This is a genomic window from Blautia sp. CGZ-1-C1, from assembly GCF_056504575.1.
In genome coordinates this window covers 17,552-35,338 of sequence record NZ_JBWLUT010000132.1, presented here as the reverse complement: position 1 = coordinate 35,338, position 17,787 = coordinate 17,552, and the positions used below count along the sequence as shown (strand labels likewise).

The following is a 17,787-nucleotide window of genomic DNA, read 5'->3' as shown; positions in this document are numbered from 1 at the left end:
ATATACAGTGTCTCAAAGTTGATTGATGTACTTTATTTTGTGCTAATTTATACGCAAAAAGGACTTTTTCAGTGGCCTTCTTCAGGTGGTGAGATGAATTGCACATCTGAGCATATCTGCTCAAAAAATTCCTATATTATAAAAGAAACACTTGTTCTCTGTTTCCTAATGTAGTATACTAAAAAAGAACAATTAGTTCGTAAATACATATCAGTCGATATAAGAAAAAGGATGATAAATATAATGGAATTAGACCATAATTCTCATTCAGTATTTCTGTTATACTATCATCTGGTGATGGTTATAAAATACAGAAGAAAAGTACTGAACGATGAAATATCCGAAAGAGCAAAAGAGATCTTTGAGTATATCGCACCCGGATACGGGATCGTATTGGAAGAATGGAATCACGATACAGATCATGTTCATGTGATGTTCCGCGCACAGCCAAAGACGGAACTCAGTAAATTCATCAATGCCTATAAAAGCGCCAGCAGCAGGCTGCTGAAAAAAGAGTATCCCAAGATAAGAGAAAAACTCTGGAAAGATGCATTCTGGAGCCAGAGCTTCTGTCTGCTCAGTGCAGGCGGGGCACCGATCGAAACGATACGACAGTATATAGAAAGCCAGGGTGAGAAGAATGAACCGCGCCGTAAAAATAAGAATCTATCCAAATAAAGAGCAGAGAGTCCAGATAGAGAAAACAATCGGCTGCAGCCGCTTTATTTATAACCAGATGCTGGCGGATAAGATCAGCTATTATCAGAAAGAAAAAAAGATGCTCAGGAACACACCGGCCGGATATAAGAAGGAATACCCCTGGCTGAAAGAGGTGGACTCCCTGGCCCTGGCGAATGTGCAGCTGCATCTGGAAAGTGCGTTCCGGAAGTTCTTCCGGGAACCATCCTGCGGATTTCCACGCTATAAATCAAAAAAACGTGCGAGGAAATTCCTATACGACCAATGCAGTAAACGGGAATATCTTTTTGCAGGATACACATCTGAAGCTTCCAAAGATGTCTGCCATAAAGATAAAACTCCACCGGCAGATCCCGTCAGACTGGGAACTGAAGTCTGTAACTGTGAGCCATGAGCCATCCGGAAAATATTTTGCAAGTCTTTTGTTCTGCTGTGAGAGCCAAACAGTGGAAAAAAGTTCGGCAGAAAAATTCCTGGGGATCGATTTTGCCATGCGGGGAATGTGTGTATTTTCCACAGGGGAAAGAGCCGGTTATCCTATGTTTTACAGGAAAGCAGAGAAAAAACTTGCAAGGGAACAGAGGAAGCTCTCCCACTGTGAAAAAGGAAGCAGGAATTATCAGAAACAGAAGAAGAGAATAGCGCTGTGCCATGAAAAGATAAAGAACCAGAGAAAAGATTTCCAGCATAAGCTCAGCAGGGGGCTTGCAGAAAGATATGATGCGGTATGTGTGGAAGATCTGAACCTGAAGGGCATGTCCGGAGGCCTGCATCTTGGAAAGGGCGTGCAGGATAATGGGTACGGGCAGTTCCTGTCCATGCTGGGATACAAATTGGAAGAGCGTGGAAAGCATCTTATAAAAGTAGACCGTTATTTTGCATCCAGCAAGATCTGCAGTGTATGCGGACATAAGAAAAAGGAACTGGCATTGTCGGATAGAGAGTATGTCTGTGAGTGTGGAAACCGGATGGACCGGGATGTGAATGCGGCAGTCAATATCCGGGAAGAAGGAAAAAGACTTTATAAAGAATGTGCCTGACGGCACAGGAAAAGATCCGTATCCGGATAAAAAATAAAACCGCGGGACACGCGGGGATAGCCTGTTTTAGCTTTGCCCTAAAGGGCAATCGAGCAGGAAGCCCCAACTTCAAAATCGTAAGATTTAAGTGGTGGGAGCATGTCACAGCAAAAATACTCGATACTGCGAAACGTTACATTGACAAACAGCCTTTGTTGAATTAAAATAAATTTTTAGGATAAGATGTCCATAATCGGACTGAAACCGCCGGAAATAATAAAAGTAGCTGTGTAGCTCAGTGGAGCAAACAGTAGTGGTGTCATGGACGCACCCTGAAAAAGACGGTATCTCGCCTTAAGTCAGATGCCCTGGTAACTCTGTTGCCGGGTAGTTCACACACAACAAATGTTGGAGGAAGTATAGAGATGAAATACTTGTTTAAAAAGATCGAGCCTAAGTGGCAGGCGAAATGGGAAGAAAGTAAAGTCTTCGAAGCCAAAGATAACAGCGATAAACCTAAGTTCTATGGCCTGGTAGAGTTTCCATATCCAAGTGGTGCAGGTATGCACGTAGGACATATCAAAGCATATTCCAGTCTGGAGGTTATTTCCAGAAAACGTCGTATGGAAGGCTATAATGTACTTTTCCCGATCGGATTTGATGCATTCGGTCTCCCGACTGAGAACTACGCAGTAAAGACCGGAACACATCCACGTATCATCACAGATGAGAACATCAAGAGATTTTCCAATCAGTTAAAGAAAGTTGGATTCTCTTTTGACTGGAACCGTGTGATCGATACAACAGATGAAGACTACTACAAATGGACACAGTGGATTTTTCTGAAAATGTTTGAAAAAGGTCTTGTATTCAGAGACAGAACACTGGTTAACTACTGCCCGCACTGTAAAGTAGTCCTTTCCAATGAGGACAGCCAGGGCGGTAAATGTGATATCTGTCACAGCGATGTTGTTCAGAAATCCAAAGATGTATGGTATTTAAGGATCACCCAGTATGCAGATAAGCTTCTGGAAGGTCTGAAAGATGTAGATTATCCGGATAATGTAAAACAGCAGCAGATTCACTGGATCGGAAAATCAAAAGGTGCTTTCGTTAACTTCGACGTTGACGGAATCGACGAGAAACTTGAAATCTATACAACCAGACCGGATACCCTGTTTGGTGTAACATTCATGGTAATCGCACCGGAACATCCGATCATTGACAAATATGCAGATAAAGTCACAAACATGGACGAGATTACTGCATATCGTAATGAGTGTGCAAAGAAAACAGAGTTTGAGAGAACTCAGCTTGTAAAAGATAAAACAGGTGTGAGAATCCAGGGACTTGAGGGAATCAACCCGGTTAACGGTAAGAAAATCCCGATTTACATTGCTGACTACGTAATGATGGGATATGGTACAGGTGCTATCATGGCAGTACCTGCTCACGATCAGCGTGACTATGATTTCGCGAAGAAATTCGGCATCGACATTATCGAAGTTATCAAAGGTGGAGATATTTCCAAAGAAGCCTATACAGGTGACGGTGAAATGGTAAATTCCGATTTCCTGAACGGATATGCAAAGAAGAAAGATTCTATTGAGCGTATGCTGGAAGAACTGGAGAAAAAAGGAATCGGTAAAGCCGGTGTTCAGTATAAGATGAAAGACTGGGCATTCAACCGCCAGAGATACTGGGGCGAGCCAATCCCGCTTATTCATTGCCCGAACTGTGGTGTTGTAGCAGTTCCGGAGAATGAACTTCCGCTGCGTCTGCCGGATGTAAAGGACTTCGAGCCAGGTGAAGACGGACAGTCTCCGCTTGCAAAGATTGATTCTTTCGTAAACTGCACATGCCCGAAATGTGGTGCTGCAGCGAAGCGTGAGACAGATACCATGCCTCAGTGGGCAGGTTCTTCCTGGTATTTCTTAAGATACACAGATCCGCACAATGCAAATGCACTGGCAGATATGGACAAACTGAAATACTGGATGCCTGTTGACTGGTACAATGGTGGTATGGAACATGTTACCAGACATATGATCTACTCCAGATTCTGGCATCATTTCCTGTACGATCTTGGCGTAGTAAATACACCGGAACCATACGCAAAACGTTCCATCCAGGGACTGATCCTCGGACCGGACGGAGATAAAATGAGTAAATCCAAGGGTAATGTAGTTGACCCGCTGGATATTGTAGAAGAATACGGTGCAGATACTCTTCGTACCTATGTACTGTTTATGGGTGACTATGGGGCAGCTACTCCATGGAGCGAGAACTCTGTAAAGGGCTGCAAGAAGTTCCTGGACCGTGTTGCAGGGCTGACAGATATCCTTTCTGAAGAATCCGTATCTGATGAACTGGAGATGAAACTCCACCGCACCATCAAGAAAGTTTCTTCTGATATAGAGAACCTGAAATTCAATACAGCGATCGCCAGCCTGATGACACTCCTTAATGAGATCACAGCAGAAGGACATTTGAGCAAAGATGACCTTACCATCTTTATCAAACTGCTCAGCCCATTTGCACCACATATCTGCGAAGAAATCTGGGAATTCATCGGAGGCGAAGGCTTACTGGCAGTTTCCGAATGGCCGAAATACGATGAAGGCAAAACAATTGCCAAGACCGTTGAGATCGGTGTACAGGTTAATGGTAAAGTAAGAGGAACAATCGTAATCCCTAACGGATGCGAAAAAGAAAAAGCATTCGAAATCGCCAAAGCAGACGAGAGAATTGCTTCCTTCCTGGAAGGCAAGAACCTCGTTAAAGAAATCTATGTACCGAATAAGATCGTAAACTTTGTTGCGAAATAATATACCACACGATCATACAGATAAATAAATCTAAAGAACAATAAAATAGAAACAGTAAAAAGAGGACCGGCAGAAACTTTTCTGAACAGTCCTCTTTTTACTATATAAAGGTATGGCATGAAAAAATCAAGAATTTTCACTTTCTTACAGCTTGCCGGCGGAATACTTGCCATTTGTATTACTTGCATAGCTGATGAATTTATTATAGTATTATGAGTAATAAATCGAAAGGATTCGACAAAATTCGATATAAAACTATGATAAATGAAAGAAACGATCAAAGAATAAATGCAATAGAAAACTTAAAAAACGCCTGCACAGAAGAAAATCTCTGGCAGGCAATAGTAGCTTTTCAAAACTTTCCATTTTATACAGCATCCGGGCTTCCCTTTCATTATAGCCTGAAGACAGGAAGAAACGGTGAATTAACGAAAGAACTATGGGTAAACCGCAGGGAGAACAGCAAAAGTCTGGCATGGAGCAGCGTAGTGCTTGCATTTCAACATGCCAGACAGATTTCTGAAGAAATCCCGGGTCCCAAAAAACTGGGAAATATCCGCGGGATTTCATACATATATGCTATTTTCTGGAAACTGGGACTGATAAAAGTTCCGGACACAATTGCCGAAAAAATGACCGAACCTTAAATGAATTATTTTAGTTACTGTTCACACGCCACTATCCCGCGAGGTGTTTTGGCATGAAAATGCCAAAATCCCGAGACATACCGCGCGAATTTATGCGACTAGCATAAATTCTGTGCATCGCGAAGCGTGTTACTGAGAACGGAGTGAACAGTAACTTATTTACGAGGATTGCTATAGGAGCGTTCCTCAGGTAACCGCCTGCTGATATGCCGGAATGTCAGCGTAAACACGATTCCCTTCACAATGGAAGAGATCGTAAGTGCCCACCATATACCATTTAATCCCATTCCTGCATGTGTCAGGATTAATGCCAGCGGGATTCGTGAGCCTGTCAGGATCACACTGATCACACTGGATAATCTGGTGCGTCCAAGTCCTGATAATGCGCCCACTGTCATCAGCTCAATGGACATAAAGACTTCACTGAATCCGATAATGACCAGATAATTGACAGCAGTGTCCAGCGCTTCTCTTTCGTGGAAAAATAATCTTGCAATTGGCTCCGGAAGAAAGACAAAAGCTGCAGTGACAAACAGGCCCCAAATTGTGAGGACGCGAAATGACAGACTGTAACCTTTACGGATACGGCCTTTTTTTCGTGCACCGTAGTTTTGGGCAATAAAAGCATTCAATGCTGAAGCAAAACCATCTGCAGTATTCCAGGATACAGATTCAATCTGTCCGCCAACACGCTGTGTTGCAATAGCGGCAGCACCATAACCGGAAACCATACGGGTCAGGACCATGGAGATGAAGCAGTAAATGCTTCCCTGTATAGCTGTGGGAAATCCGATTCTGAAGATGTGCTTATAATATTCTTTTGGAAAAACAGACAGCAGATTCAGATGCTGTAAAACATTTGGCTCCAGTCTGGAATGCCGGATACGCAGAACCATCACCACAAAAACCAGAATCTGTGAACTTACTGTCGCAATAGCGGCTCCGGCAACCTCCAGCCTCGGGAAAGGTCCGATGCCAAGGATCAGCAGTGGATCCAGGATCATATTTCCGGCAAGCCCGATAAAGTTTGCAAGCAGGGGAGTGCGGGAATCTCCCTGTGCAGTTGAGAGTCCGGTCAGCGTCAGATTCAGATAAGAAAAAAGGATCAGCCCACAGGTGATCAATGTATAAGATCTGGCAGCAGTATAAGTTTCTGCGTCGGTCAGATTAAAAAATCCCAGCAGAGGCTGTATGAAAATAACGCAGACAGCAGCAAACAAAATGCCGGACAGTGCAGTGAGCTGCAGAGAACCGGCGGCATAGGAACGTGCCTGGTCATAATCTTTGCGCCCGCATGCCTGGGCTGTATTTACCTGTCCGCCCATTCTTGACAGGGATGCAAGACCCTGGGAGAGCCAGACATACATTCCGCCTACTCCCACGCCTGCAACCGCCTTCGCACCAAGCAGTCCGATCCATGCCATATCCATGATACTGTATGCTGTTCCCAGCATGGAAGAAATCATGATAGGCAGAGCCAGCTCTGCCAGAGTTTTAAGGATCGGACCGGAAGTCAGATCCACAGTTTTTGCTTTACTCATTTGTAATAACCCTTCATGTACCAATAAGTGACATTTCAAAAGTTAACCTGTCAGTACATTTACCCCATTTATTATAATACTTTTGTAGTCCATTTACTGCAGTCCCATACCTGGGAAACCACATCACGGTAAAACTCCGGTTCGTGGCAGATCAGGAGAATGCTTCCCTTATATTCGATCAATGCCTGCTTCAAAGCTTCTTTTGCATCCACATCCAGATGATTGGTAGGCTCGTCCAGAAGCAGAATGTTCGTCTCTTTATTCACCAGCTTACACAGACGCACTTTTGCCTGCTCCCCGCCACTCAGTACACGTACCTGACTTTCAATATGCTTGGTAGTCAGACCGCATTTTGCAAGTGCAGACCGAACCTCATACTGAGTATAAGACGGAAACTCTGCCCAGATCTCGTCGATACAGGTAGTCTTATTATCACCTTTGACTTCCTGTTCAAAATATCCGATCTGAAGATTCTCACCAAGCTCGCAGGAACCCTTCAGAGACGGAATTAATCCCAGAATACTCTTCAATAAAGTAGTCTTACCGATACCGTTTGCACCAACCAGCGCGATCTTATTTCCTCTTTCCATAGAGAGAGTAACAGGTCTGGAAAGAGGTTCATTATAACCAATAACCAGATCTTTCGTCTCGAAGATATATTTCCCCGGAGTACGTCCATATTTAAAATGAAATTCCGGCTTCGGCTTCTCGGCAGCAAGCTCGATCACATCCATCTTATCCAGTTTCTTCTGTCTGGACATTGCCATGTTTCTTGTAGAAACCCTTGCCTTATTTCTTGCGACGAAATCCTTCAGTTCACTGATTTCCTGCTGCTGGCGTCTGTAAGCAGCCTCAAGCTGAGCCTTCTTCACCTCATATACTTCCTGGAAATGATCATAATCCCCGACATAACGGTTCAGTTCCTGATTCTCCATATGATAAACCAGATTGATAACAGAATTCAGAAATGGAATATCGTGGGAGATAAGGATAAATGCATTCTCATAATCCTGCAGATAACGCTTCAGCCATTCAATATGTTCCTCATCCAGATAGTTGGTAGGCTCGTCCAGAAGCAGGATATCCGGTTTCTCCAGAAGCAGCTTGCCAAGCAGAACTTTGGTTCTCTGACCGCCGCTCAGATCTGTAACATCACGTTCCAGTCCGATATCCAGAAGCCCCAGAGCTCTGGCAACTTCCTCCACCTTTGCATCGATCACATAGAAATCATGCATGGTAAGGGTATCCTGAATAGTTCCCAGCTCCTCCATCAGAGTATCCATCTCCTCAGGAGAAGCAGTGCCAAGAGAGTCACAGATTTCATTCATCCTTTCCTCCATCTCAAAGAGATAAGAGAACGCAGATTTCAGCACGTCACGGATGGACATGCCTTGAGAAAGGACAGAATGCTGGTCCAGATAGCCGACACGTACGTTCTTTGCCCATTCAATCTTACCCTCATCCGGCATCAGCTTTCCGGTTACAATATTAAAGAAAGTAGATTTACCTTCCCCGTTGGCACCAACCAGTCCAATATGCTCGCCCTTTAACAGGCGGAAAGACACATCATTAAAAATCGCCCTGTCTCCGAAACCATGTGTCAGATGTTCTACATTCAAAATACTCATAAAAAGAAATTCTCCTTAATTATTGTTATATAATGATGTTAGGGTCAAAAGGCATTTTGCCCCTAACTTGATATCTACGAATTGCTCCGCTGCAAAGCAGCTCCCGCAATTCTCAAACATTCGAAATCCGCTGATTTACTACGTAAATCGCTACTTTCTCATGTTTGGCGGGTCCCAAGTTCAAAAGTCTTATCGTGCAAGCACGAACGACTTTTTGACCTTTTGACCCTGATATCATATAATGGCAGGGTGGTCAGACTTCCCTGACTCCCTTTAATGACGGCTCAGCCATCAGCGAATAATTTGTATAATAAACCACAAATCCGGGCTTTGCCCCTGCAGGCTTTTTCACCTGCTTCTTCTGGATATAATCGATCTCCACCTTAGGGGCGGTACGTCCTTTGGAATAATAAGCAGCAAGCTGTCCCGCAATCTCAAAAATATGATCCGGAAGCTCCCCATCCTTAGGCTTCACAACAACATGAGATCCAGCCATTTTCTTAGCATGGAACCACCAGTCATTTCCCGTAGCAAACTTAAAAGTAAGCTCATCATTCTGGAAGTTATTTTTTCCCACATAAATATCATAACCATCTTCAGTCACATAATGGAACGGTTTTGACTTACTCTGAGCCTTCTGTCCCTTCTTTCGGTCATAATGCTTCTTAATATAGCCATATTCCATCAATTCTTCCTTGATCTGCGCCAGGTCACTCTCAGCCAGAGCAATATCCAAAGCATTAGAAACAGATTCCAGATGCTCAATCTCACTTCTCGTATCCGCAATCTGCTCCGTCAAAGCCTCCTCCGTACGCTTCAGCTTTCCATACTTATCAAAATACTTCTTGGAATTCTCCGCCGGAGTCATAGTAGGATCAAGAGGAATCGCAATCTCTTCATTCGTATAATAATTCAAAGCCTTAAACGACTTACATCCATCCTCAAGTCCATACCCATAAGTATTAATCAACTCCCCGTAAACCTTATACTTATCCTTCTTCGCGGTATCCTTCATCTGCTTCTCCTGTAAGGTAAGCTTCTTACGGTTACGCTCCAGAGCAGTCTGCACGATCCTTCTTAAATCCGAAGACTTCTGATGAATACGAGTCAGAGTATTCTTAGTCGCATAATAAGTCTCCAGCATCTCAGAAACACTGTCAAACTCTACAGAATGATACTCCGGACCGTACTGCTGGAAAGCAAACACCCCATACTCCACAGGCTCTTCCCCCCGATAAACAATATTCGGAGAAAAATCCCCCTCCACAACCTGATCCATCAGCCTGCGGAAAGTATGATACAAATGTACCCTCGCCGCATCATCCAGAGACTGCGCTGCATCACTTCCGTCAATCGAAGCCCTGAAACAGATCTCCTCCGCAACAACCGGACTGATCCCCGTAAGAGAAGAGTAAACAGCTCTGGAAACATTACATGGCTTTCTGCACACAACATCACAGAACTCCTCCTCACTCACAGTCAGCGGATCCAGCTTATCCTGCGTCTTCGGAATAAAATACTCCCTCCCCGGAAGCACCTCCCTCACAGAACTCATATGCGAAGAAACATGCTTGATGCTATCCAGGATCATCCCCTTATCATCACAGAAAATAATATTACTGTGCTTACCCATAAGCTCCATGATAAGCACCTTCTTACAAGGATCCCCCAGCTCATTCAGATGCTCCAACTCAAACATCACCACACGCTCCATCCCCGGCTGCCTGATATCCGAAATCCTCGCACTTCCGATATGCTTACGCAACAGCATACAGAAATTAGGTGCAGTCATAGGACTGGGTTTATTCTTAGAAGTAAAATAAATCAGCGGAAGAGAAGCACTGGCCGAAAGCAGCAGCCTGCACTGCCCATTCGCCCCCTTCCCAGTAATCAAAAGCTCATCCGCCTCCGGCTGAGCAATCTTATTAAACCGTCCTCCATCTAAATTCAAATGCAGCTCCCTCACCATAGCCGCAATCGTAATCCCATCAAAAGCCATATAAAAACACTCCTTTTTAAATAATACTCACAATAATTAAAATCCCAGTCCCCAATATGACTGATAACAATTTTATAATTTACAGGTAATACATAAAACTTAAATATCACCTACGTCCCACCTGCGGCGTCCCTTCCACCAGTATACCACACATTTCCTATCGCCATCAACGAAAAAATGTTTGACTCCATCTCTATAATGAACTATAATAAATCTGTATGTAAACAAGAACAAGATTACGTACCTCGACACTATTAAGACAGACAAAGAGAGAAAAACTATGATAAAAAGCATGACTGGTTTCGGCCGGGCAGAAGTCGTGACCAATGAAAGAAAAATAACCATCGAATTAAAATCTGTAAACCACAGGTATCTGGACCTCAGCATCAAAATGCCCAGAAAACTGAACTTCCTGGAAGGTGCCGTCAGAAACCTGATGAAAACCTACATCCAGAGAGGCAAAGTTGATGTATACATCACATATGAAGATTATACAATGAACAACGGAGCCCTCAAATACAACAAAGAGCTCGCAACCGAATACATCACCTGTCTGAAACAGATGAAACAGGACTTTGACCTGGATTACGACGTCAAAGTCAGCACCCTGTCACGCTATCCGGAAGTACTTGTCATGGAAGAACAGTCTGTTGATGAGGATGCGCTCTGGGGCTTTATCGAGCCACCGCTTCGGGAAGCATGTGAGAAATTTGTCCAGACACGTGTATCAGAAGGCAAGAATCTCGAGAGAGATCTCATTGAGAAACTGGATGGACTTGAAGAGAAAGTCTTACGTGTAGAGGCCCGCTCTCCGGAAGTAGTAAATGCTTACAGAGCCAAACTGGAAGCAAAAGTATCTGAACTCCTCGAGGATACACAGATTGATGACAACAGAATCGCAGCAGAAGTGATCCTGTTCTCCGATAAGATCTGCAATGATGAAGAGACTGTACGTCTTCACAGCCATATCAAGAACATGAAGAAGATGCTGACTACAGAGAAGAACGGCATCGGACGCAAGCTTGACTTTATGGCACAGGAGATGAACAGAGAAGCGAATACGATCTTATCCAAATCAAGTGATTTGGAGATTTCTAATATTGCGATTGATCTTAAGACAGAGATCGAGAAAGTCAGAGAACAGATTCAGAATGTAGAATAGAGGTTACAGAGAGTGGCAAAACTTATAAATATTGGTTTTGGAAATGTAGTCAATTCACAGAAAATCGTGGCAGTGGTAAGCCCTGATGCGGCACCTGTAAAACGAATGGTGCAGAGTATAAAGGGAACCAGGTCACTGATTGACGCAACTCAGGGAAGAAAGACAAAGGCAGTGATCATCACAAGCGATGATTATCTGGTGCTCAGCGCATTGCAGCCGGAGACAATTGCCCGGAGATTTGCGGAAATATATGATAATGAGGATAAGGGAGAGATCCATGAATAAAGGAATTTTAGTAGTGGTTTCAGGATTTTCCGGCGCAGGAAAAGGCACAGTAATGAAACGCCTTATGGAGAAATATGATGACTATGCATTATCTGTCTCCGCAACGACCAGAAAACCCCGTCCCGGTGAAGAAGACGGCAGAGAATATTTCTTCCGCACACGGGATGAATTTGAGAAGCTGATAGAAGAGGATGCGTTGCTTGAATATGCCCAGTACGTAGAGAACTATTACGGAACTCCACGCTCTTATGTTGAGGAACAGCTTCAGGCAGGCAGAAACGTGATCCTTGAAATCGAGATTCAGGGAGCAATGAAGATTAAGAAGAAAATACCGGAAGCACTTCTGGTATTTGTAACTCCGCCGACAGTGGAGGAACTGGAACGACGTCTTACAGGCAGAGGAACAGAGACTGCACAGGTGATTGCAGACAGACTTGCAAGAGCCGGTGAAGAGGCAAAGGGTATGGATCAGTATGATTATATCCTTGTCAACGATACCGTAGAGGAATGCGTAGACCATCTGCATCAGATCATCGTAAGCGAGCATTCCAGAGCGTTCAGAAATGCAGAGTTTATCGCTGATATCCAGGAACAGACAAAAGCGTTTCAGAAATAATAGATTAACCGGAAGCGTGTTGCTGAGAACGGAGTGAACAGTAACAATATTCGTATTATCAGAGAAGAGATAACCCCGCGGTATTTGCCGCTTAAAAAGAAAGGAGAAAATACATGATACATCCGTCTTATACAGAATTAATTGAAGCAATCAATGCAAACAGCGAGGACGACGATACAACAATGTCCCTTAACAGCCGTTATTCCCTTGTACTTGCTGCAAGTAAACGTGCACGCCAGATCATCGCAGGATCTGAACCGCTCGTAGAGGGTGCTGCAGGTAAGAAACCTCTTTCTGTTGCAATCGATGAACTTTACAAAGGAAAAGTAAAGATTCTTGCACCGGAAGAGAACGAAGAGGAAGAAACAGCAGCTCAGACAGAAGAGGTTCAGGCAGCAGCTGAAGCCCCGGAAGAAGCTCTGGCAACAGAAGCAACTGAAGAAACAACAGAGGAATAAATATAACTGTAAGGATACAATAACAGTTATAAAAATTATAATCTGTAAAAAGGATTGGTTTGGAAAAGAACTGATCAGGTAACACAATAGATGAGTCAAATGAATGTGTCTGAGAATTACAGTGATGGATTTTCAGGCACATTCTTATAGGAGAATTTATGAAATTATTATTCGTATCATTAGGCTGTGACAAGAACCTTGTAGATTCAGAGGAAATGCTGGGACTTCTTACCGGCAACGGGTTTGAGATCGTAGATGATGAAACAGAAGCAGAGGCGATTGTGGTTAATACCTGCTGCTTTATTAATGACGCAAAAGAAGAAAGTGTCAATACCATTCTTGAGATGGCAGAATACAAGAAAGCCGGAAGCTGTAAGGTTCTTATCGTAACTGGCTGTATGGCACAGCGCTATAAAAACGAGATTATTGAGGAAGTACCGGAAGTAGATGCAGTACTTGGAACTACTTCTTACGGAGATATCCTCAAAGCAATCAACGAAGCAATGGAAGGAAAGCATTTCGAGGAATTTAAAGATATCGATTATCTTCCTGAGAAGCTTGGAAAACGAGTGCTGACAACAGGCGGACATTTCGGATATCTTAAGATTGCAGAGGGCTGTGACAAACACTGTACTTACTGCATCATTCCGAAACTTCGTGGTAAATTCAGAAGTGTTCCGATGGAACGTCTGATAGAACAGGCGAAAGAGATGGCGGAAGAAGGCGTAAAAGAACTGATTCTTGTCGCACAGGAGACAACCGTATACGGAACCGATATTTACGGAAAAAAATCCCTGCATGTTCTTTTGAAAGAATTATGTGAGATCAAGGGAATCCGCTGGATCCGTGTGCTCTACTGCTATCCGGAAGAAATTTATGATGAACTGATCCAGACGATGAAAGAAGAAAAGAAAATCTGTCATTATCTGGACCTTCCGATTCAGCACGCTAGCGACCGCATCTTAAAGAGAATGGGAAGAAGAACCACACAGGCAGAACTGGTGGCAATCGTCAATAAACTTCGCCAGGAAATCCCGGACATTGTGCTTCGCACCACTCTGATCTCTGGTTTCCCTGGAGAGACACAGGAAGATCATGAAGAACTGATGGGATTTGTTGATGAGATGGAATTCGACAGACTGGGAGTATTTACTTACTCTGCGGAAGAAGATACACCGGCTGCGACAATGCCTGATCAGGTTCCGGAGGAAGTCAAGGAAGAGAGACGTGATGAGATTATGGAACTCCAGCAGGAGATTTCCTATGACAAAGGAACAGACCGTATCGGACAGGAACTTCTTGTGATGATCGAAGGAAAAGTAGCAGACGAGAGCGCATATATTGGAAGAACTTATGGAGATGCACCAAAGGTTGACGGTTATATTTTTGTGCAGACAGGAGAACTCCTGATGACAGGAGATTTCGCAAAGGTACGTGTGACCGGTGCTCTGGAATATGATTTGATAGGAGAGTTGGCAGATGAATACACCGAATAAACTTACAGTAGCCAGAATGATCCTGGTTCCATTTCTTGTACTGTTTATGCTTACAGACTGGGGCGGCGAGGCGAACCGCTATATATCCCTTGCTATTTTCGTTGTGGCCAGCGTTACAGACTGGTTTGATGGAAAGCTTGCCAGAAAATATAATCTGGTAACAAACTTTGGTAAATTTATGGATCCGCTTGCAGATAAACTGCTTGTCTGCTCTGCGATGATTTGCTTTATTGAACTGGACAAACTCCCGGCGTGGATCGTTATCATTATTATAGGAAGAGAATTTATCATCAGCGGATTCCGTCTGATCGCAGCTGAGAACGGCATCGTCATCGCAGCAAATTACTGGGGTAAATTCAAGACAGTATCTCAGATGATCATGATCATCTTACTGCTGATCGATCTGGGAGGCGCATTTGATATTCTGGAACAGATTTTCATCTGGCTTTCAGTAGCACTCACCATTATTTCCCTGATCACATATATCTGGCAGAATAAGAATGTACTGTCTATGCAGGACTGATTTTGATTGGCCTGCCCTGACGGAAAGGAAGCATAATTATGGTTACAGAACTAATTGCTGTAGGTACAGAAATATTACTTGGAAATATCGTAAACACAAACAGCGCATATCTGTCAGAGAAATGTGCAGAACTTGGTCTGGCAGTTTATTACCAGTCTGTAGTTGGTGACAACCCGGACAGAATGAAAAGAGTGATTAAAACCGCTCTGGATCGCTCTGATGTGATTATCCTTACCGGAGGCCTTGGACCGACAGAAGATGACCTGACAAAAGAAATCACAGCTGAGGTAATGGGATTTCCGCTTGTGGAGGATCTTCATACCAAAGAACTCATGGAAGCATATCTGAAAGAATATGAGAAAAATCATCCACAGCGCCGCATTACAAAGAACAACTATAAACAGACCATGGTTCCGAAAGGTTCTATCGTTCTTGATAATCACAACGGAACAGCTCCTGGACTGATCATGGAGAAAAAAGGAAAAATTGCGATCCTGCTTCCTGGACCTCCGAATGAGATGGTTCCAATGTTTGAAGAATCCGTATATCCATATCTGCGAAAGAAACAGCCGGAGATTATTTATTCCCGTATGGTGAAAATCTGTGGCATCGGTGAAAGTCAGGTGGCAGAGGAAATCCAGGATCTGATCGAGAAGCAGACAAATCCTACGATTGCGCCTTATGCAAAGACGGGAGAGGTACATCTTCGAATTACTGCAAAAGCAGAAGATGAGAAAAAATGCAAAGAAATGATCAAGCCGATCGTCCATGAACTTAAGAAACGTTTTGGAAAGGATGTCTTTGCAACAAAAGAAGAGAAGACACTGGAAGAGGCAGTCGTAGACCTTCTCAAAGAGAAAAATATGACCTTATCTCTTGCAGAATCCTGCACAGGCGGAGCCGTGGCAGCCCGTATCGTAAATGTACCAGGAGCTTCTGAAGCGTTGATGTGTGGCTTTGTGACCTACACAAATCGCGCAAAGAGAAAGTGTCTTGGGGTAAAAAAGAGCACATTAAAGAATGAAGGCGCTGTTTCTGCAAAATGTGCAAAAGAGATGGCAAAAGGCGGTGCAAAAGCAGCTGAAACTGACGTCTGCCTTTCTGTTACAGGTCTTGCCGGTCCTGGCGGCGGAACAGAAGAGACACCGGTAGGAACCGTATTTATGGGATGCTGCTGTGCCGGAAAAACTACTACAAGAGAATTCCATTTTACAGGCAACAGAAGCCGCATCAGAGGTCAGGCCGTTGCTCAGGCGTTGACATTCATTCGCGACAGTCTGCTGGAGTGCGGTGAATAAAAACCAGGTAGAACTGTTATCTTGATTAAGATAAGATGGACTGTCTGGATGTTGTAAATTAAGAGTGTGAAAAGAGTACATTGAGGAAATAAAAAACACATGAATATTTCCTTAAATGTACTCTTTTTATAGTTGTACAGATAATCAATGCATCATTTTCATAAGATTGATCACCTTATCAAGCTTTTGTATTTCCTGCGGGAGATTTTCCCATCTTAAGAACGTCTATGATTGCGGAAATTTCATCAGCATTAAAATTTAACCCGCCCTTTTTTCCCTGTGCCGCCGCGTTCATCAGGAAAGGCATCATGTCATTTACTCCTTTGGTACTTCCCTGTGCCGCGAGATTTTGCAGCATATCCAGTTTGGAACGGTCCATACCTGCAAGTCTTGGGTTATTGCGCCAGTCGTCACTCATCTGACTCCTCCTTTTGATTATTATCCGGCTGATTCATAAGCTGAAGCATCTGAATCATTGCCATCATATTCACAATCTGATTTAATTTATCCCTGCTAGGACCATAGCAGAAATTTCGGATCTCATTAATGGTATCCACAGGGCTCTGTGCCGGCATACTCATAGCACACAGATCACTGCCGGAACCTGTCTTGCCAAAAACAGAAACGGTATTGAGAAATTCAGCAGCTTTTTCATAGATAGAGAAAATCTGCTGGCCTTTTGGCGGGAGATAAGGAATGGCAGCTTTTATCATCTGTCCGCGGTCTGAACTGACCATCTGATCCAGCAGAGTCTGGGAAATATGCTCCTCATTCATAATATCTGCTTCCATTATATGATTTTATTAACAGAATATGTCGGGGAAAAGGATTCTGACATATAATAAACTATAGAAATCGGAAAATGGAGCAAAAAAATGAAATCAGAATCTGACGAAAAAAAAGAAAAGCTTGTTATAGAAGGAAATGCCTTTTATGAGATAGATCTGGAATGTGTAAGAAAAAAGGAAAGACAGAAAAACAGACAGAGTAGCAGAAACAAAATATATTCAGATATAAAAAACAGACCGCGACAGAAATAGCTGCAATTTGAAAATTGATTCCACCAGAAGAGAGGTACTTTCTAATACAGAAGAAAAAGGCAGAGGGAAATTTCCCTCTGCCGGCAGATAATGATTATCAGCAGCCGCAGCCACATCCATTGCCACACAGCAGAAGCAATACGATAATGATCCAGCAGCTGTCTCCGTTACCACATCCGTTGTTGCAGCCCCAGCCATTATTTCCGCACAGGCATAAAAGAATGATGATCCAAAGAATATTGCAGCAGGAATTATTTCCGCAGGAAAGTCCCCAGCCGTTATTACATCCATTGTCACATCCGCAGCCATTGTTATTGTTACAGCCACATCCGCCTCTGTCTTCTCCGCAACCGCAATTTGTAGCAGCTAAATCACTCATGTTAAATCCTCCAGATTTTCTTTACACTCTTATCATATGTGAGGGGTGGAAATGTGTTACTGGGAAGTAAATATTTGGTAAAGTTTCACAAGTTGACAATAATATGAGAATCATATATAATATATCACGTAACAAATCTGTAATGATTGAGAAAGAAATGCAACAATAA

The 17,787-nt window shown here is 43.4% G+C and carries 18 protein-coding genes; 12 read left to right on the top strand and 6 right to left on the bottom strand.

Annotation, left to right across the window (positions count from 1 at the left end; translation table 11 throughout):
- Positions 1-243: 243 nt before the first annotated feature.
- The 5 genes from tnpA to AC058W_RS12880 all read left to right on the top strand — a co-directional run bounded on the left by tnpA (position 244) and on the right by AC058W_RS12880 (position 5,193).
- Entirely contained in the window at positions 244-678 is a 435-nt protein-coding gene (gene tnpA, locus AC058W_RS12900) for an IS200/IS605 family transposase (protein ID WP_117676372.1), read from the top strand.
- Positions 641-1,093 (top strand): helix-turn-helix domain-containing protein, encoded by a 453-nt coding sequence (locus AC058W_RS12895; protein WP_479390161.1) that lies wholly within the window; start codon positions 641-643, stop codon positions 1,091-1,093. Before tnpA ends, AC058W_RS12895 begins: the two co-directional genes overlap by 38 nt.
- Positions 987-1,739 (top strand): RNA-guided endonuclease InsQ/TnpB family protein, encoded by a 753-nt coding sequence (locus AC058W_RS12890; RefSeq protein ID WP_479390160.1) that lies wholly within the window; start codon positions 987-989, stop codon positions 1,737-1,739. The genes AC058W_RS12895 and AC058W_RS12890 overlap by 107 nt, the downstream gene beginning before the upstream one ends.
- Before the next feature lie 404 nt (positions 1,740-2,143).
- Positions 2,144-4,546, top strand: a complete 2,403-nt coding sequence (leuS, locus tag AC058W_RS12885) for a leucine--tRNA ligase (RefSeq protein ID WP_118247931.1) — start codon at positions 2,144-2,146, stop codon at positions 4,544-4,546.
- A 257-nt stretch (positions 4,547-4,803) separates the two neighbouring features.
- Positions 4,804-5,193: a hypothetical protein gene (locus tag AC058W_RS12880; protein ID WP_118247932.1), complete on the top strand. Its 390-nt coding sequence runs from the start codon at positions 4,804-4,806 to the stop codon at positions 5,191-5,193.
- 155 nt (positions 5,194-5,348) lie between these two features.
- On the opposite strand, the gene AC058W_RS12875 is transcribed toward AC058W_RS12880, so the two are convergent.
- The 3 genes from AC058W_RS12875 to AC058W_RS12865 form a co-directional block, all read right to left on the bottom strand.
- On the bottom strand, positions 5,349-6,734 hold the full coding sequence (locus AC058W_RS12875; protein ID WP_117674770.1) for an MATE family efflux transporter: 1,386 nt from the start codon (positions 6,732-6,734) through the stop codon (positions 5,349-5,351).
- A gap of 71 nt (positions 6,735-6,805) precedes the next feature.
- The gene (locus AC058W_RS12870; protein WP_026650392.1) at positions 6,806-8,362 is read right to left on the bottom strand and encodes an ABC-F family ATP-binding cassette domain-containing protein; all 1,557 of its coding nucleotides are present in this window, start codon (positions 8,360-8,362) and stop codon (positions 6,806-6,808) included.
- Positions 8,363-8,615: 253 nt separating this feature from the next.
- Complete coding sequence (locus AC058W_RS12865) at positions 8,616-10,361, bottom strand: Rqc2 family fibronectin-binding protein (RefSeq protein WP_479390159.1); 1,746 nt, start codon at positions 10,359-10,361, stop codon at positions 8,616-8,618.
- Positions 10,362-10,641: 280 nt separating this feature from the next.
- Here AC058W_RS12865 and AC058W_RS12860 point away from each other — a divergent pair, with 280 nt between their 5' ends.
- The 7 genes from AC058W_RS12860 (at position 10,642) to AC058W_RS12830 (ending at position 16,199) form a co-directional block, all read left to right on the top strand.
- Positions 10,642-11,523, top strand: a complete 882-nt coding sequence (locus AC058W_RS12860) for a YicC/YloC family endoribonuclease (RefSeq protein WP_117674772.1) — start codon at positions 10,642-10,644, stop codon at positions 11,521-11,523.
- Between the two features lie 12 nt (positions 11,524-11,535).
- Complete coding sequence (locus AC058W_RS12855) at positions 11,536-11,808, top strand: DUF370 domain-containing protein (RefSeq protein WP_117674773.1); 273 nt, start codon at positions 11,536-11,538, stop codon at positions 11,806-11,808.
- The gene (gene gmk, locus AC058W_RS12850; protein ID WP_118247936.1) at positions 11,801-12,424 is read left to right on the top strand and encodes a guanylate kinase; all 624 of its coding nucleotides are present in this window, start codon (positions 11,801-11,803) and stop codon (positions 12,422-12,424) included. The genes AC058W_RS12855 and gmk overlap by 8 nt, the downstream gene beginning before the upstream one ends.
- 113 nt (positions 12,425-12,537) lie before the next feature.
- A complete protein-coding gene (gene rpoZ / locus AC058W_RS12845; RefSeq protein ID WP_117674775.1) occupies positions 12,538-12,882 on the top strand; it encodes a DNA-directed RNA polymerase subunit omega in 345 nt (114 codons plus the stop codon).
- 158 nt (positions 12,883-13,040) lie between these two features.
- Complete coding sequence (gene rimO / locus AC058W_RS12840) at positions 13,041-14,378, top strand: 30S ribosomal protein S12 methylthiotransferase RimO (protein WP_117674776.1); 1,338 nt, start codon at positions 13,041-13,043, stop codon at positions 14,376-14,378.
- Entirely contained in the window at positions 14,362-14,901 is a 540-nt protein-coding gene (gene pgsA, locus AC058W_RS12835) for a CDP-diacylglycerol--glycerol-3-phosphate 3-phosphatidyltransferase (RefSeq protein ID WP_117674777.1), read from the top strand. Before rimO ends, pgsA begins: the two co-directional genes overlap by 17 nt.
- Before the next feature lie 38 nt (positions 14,902-14,939).
- Positions 14,940-16,199, top strand: coding sequence for a competence/damage-inducible protein A (locus AC058W_RS12830; RefSeq protein ID WP_479390158.1), 1,260 nt, complete (start codon positions 14,940-14,942; stop codon positions 16,197-16,199).
- 178 nt (positions 16,200-16,377) lie between these two features.
- On the opposite strand, the gene AC058W_RS12825 is transcribed toward AC058W_RS12830, so the two are convergent.
- The 3 genes from AC058W_RS12825 to AC058W_RS12815 all read right to left on the bottom strand — a co-directional run bounded on the left by AC058W_RS12825 (position 16,378) and on the right by AC058W_RS12815 (position 17,618).
- On the bottom strand, positions 16,378-16,617 hold the full coding sequence (locus AC058W_RS12825) for a hypothetical protein (protein ID WP_479390157.1): 240 nt from the start codon (positions 16,615-16,617) through the stop codon (positions 16,378-16,380).
- Complete coding sequence (locus AC058W_RS12820) at positions 16,610-16,975, bottom strand: hypothetical protein (RefSeq protein WP_117674780.1); 366 nt, start codon at positions 16,973-16,975, stop codon at positions 16,610-16,612. Before AC058W_RS12820 ends, AC058W_RS12825 begins: the two co-directional genes overlap by 8 nt.
- Positions 16,976-17,336: 361 nt before the next feature.
- Entirely contained in the window at positions 17,337-17,618 is a 282-nt protein-coding gene (locus tag AC058W_RS12815) for a hypothetical protein (protein WP_117674781.1), read from the bottom strand.
- Positions 17,619-17,787: the final 169 nt, after the last annotated feature.

What these genes read in the sequence shown, in the direction of transcription:
- tnpA (WP_117676372.1), top strand. Translation starts at nt 244, where the DNA reads ATGGAATTAGACCATAATTCTCATTCAGTATTTCTGTTATACTATCAT.
- AC058W_RS12895 (WP_479390161.1), top strand. Translation starts at nt 641, where the DNA reads ATGAACCGCGCCGTAAAAATAAGAATCTATCCAAATAAAGAGCAGAGA.
- leuS (WP_118247931.1), top strand. Translation starts at nt 2,144, where the DNA reads ATGAAATACTTGTTTAAAAAGATCGAGCCTAAGTGGCAGGCGAAATGG.
- AC058W_RS12880 (WP_118247932.1), top strand. Translation starts at nt 4,804, where the DNA reads ATGATAAATGAAAGAAACGATCAAAGAATAAATGCAATAGAAAACTTA.
- AC058W_RS12875 (WP_117674770.1), bottom strand. Translation starts at nt 6,734, where the DNA reads ATGAGTAAAGCAAAAACTGTGGATCTGACTTCCGGTCCGATCCTTAAA.
- AC058W_RS12870 (WP_026650392.1), bottom strand. Translation starts at nt 8,362, where the DNA reads ATGAGTATTTTGAATGTAGAACATCTGACACATGGTTTCGGAGACAGG.
- AC058W_RS12865 (WP_479390159.1), bottom strand. Translation starts at nt 10,361, where the DNA reads ATGGCTTTTGATGGGATTACGATTGCGGCTATGGTGAGGGAGCTGCAT.
- AC058W_RS12860 (WP_117674772.1), top strand. Translation starts at nt 10,642, where the DNA reads ATGATAAAAAGCATGACTGGTTTCGGCCGGGCAGAAGTCGTGACCAAT.
- gmk (WP_118247936.1), top strand. Translation starts at nt 11,801, where the DNA reads ATGAATAAAGGAATTTTAGTAGTGGTTTCAGGATTTTCCGGCGCAGGA.
- rpoZ (WP_117674775.1), top strand. Translation starts at nt 12,538, where the DNA reads ATGATACATCCGTCTTATACAGAATTAATTGAAGCAATCAATGCAAAC.
- rimO (WP_117674776.1), top strand. Translation starts at nt 13,041, where the DNA reads ATGAAATTATTATTCGTATCATTAGGCTGTGACAAGAACCTTGTAGAT.
- pgsA (WP_117674777.1), top strand. Translation starts at nt 14,362, where the DNA reads ATGAATACACCGAATAAACTTACAGTAGCCAGAATGATCCTGGTTCCA.
- AC058W_RS12830 (WP_479390158.1), top strand. Translation starts at nt 14,940, where the DNA reads ATGGTTACAGAACTAATTGCTGTAGGTACAGAAATATTACTTGGAAAT.
- AC058W_RS12825 (WP_479390157.1), bottom strand. Translation starts at nt 16,617, where the DNA reads ATGAGTGACGACTGGCGCAATAACCCAAGACTTGCAGGTATGGACCGT.
- AC058W_RS12820 (WP_117674780.1), bottom strand. Translation starts at nt 16,975, where the DNA reads ATGAATGAGGAGCATATTTCCCAGACTCTGCTGGATCAGATGGTCAGT.
- AC058W_RS12815 (WP_117674781.1), bottom strand. Translation starts at nt 17,618, where the DNA reads ATGAGTGATTTAGCTGCTACAAATTGCGGTTGCGGAGAAGACAGAGGC.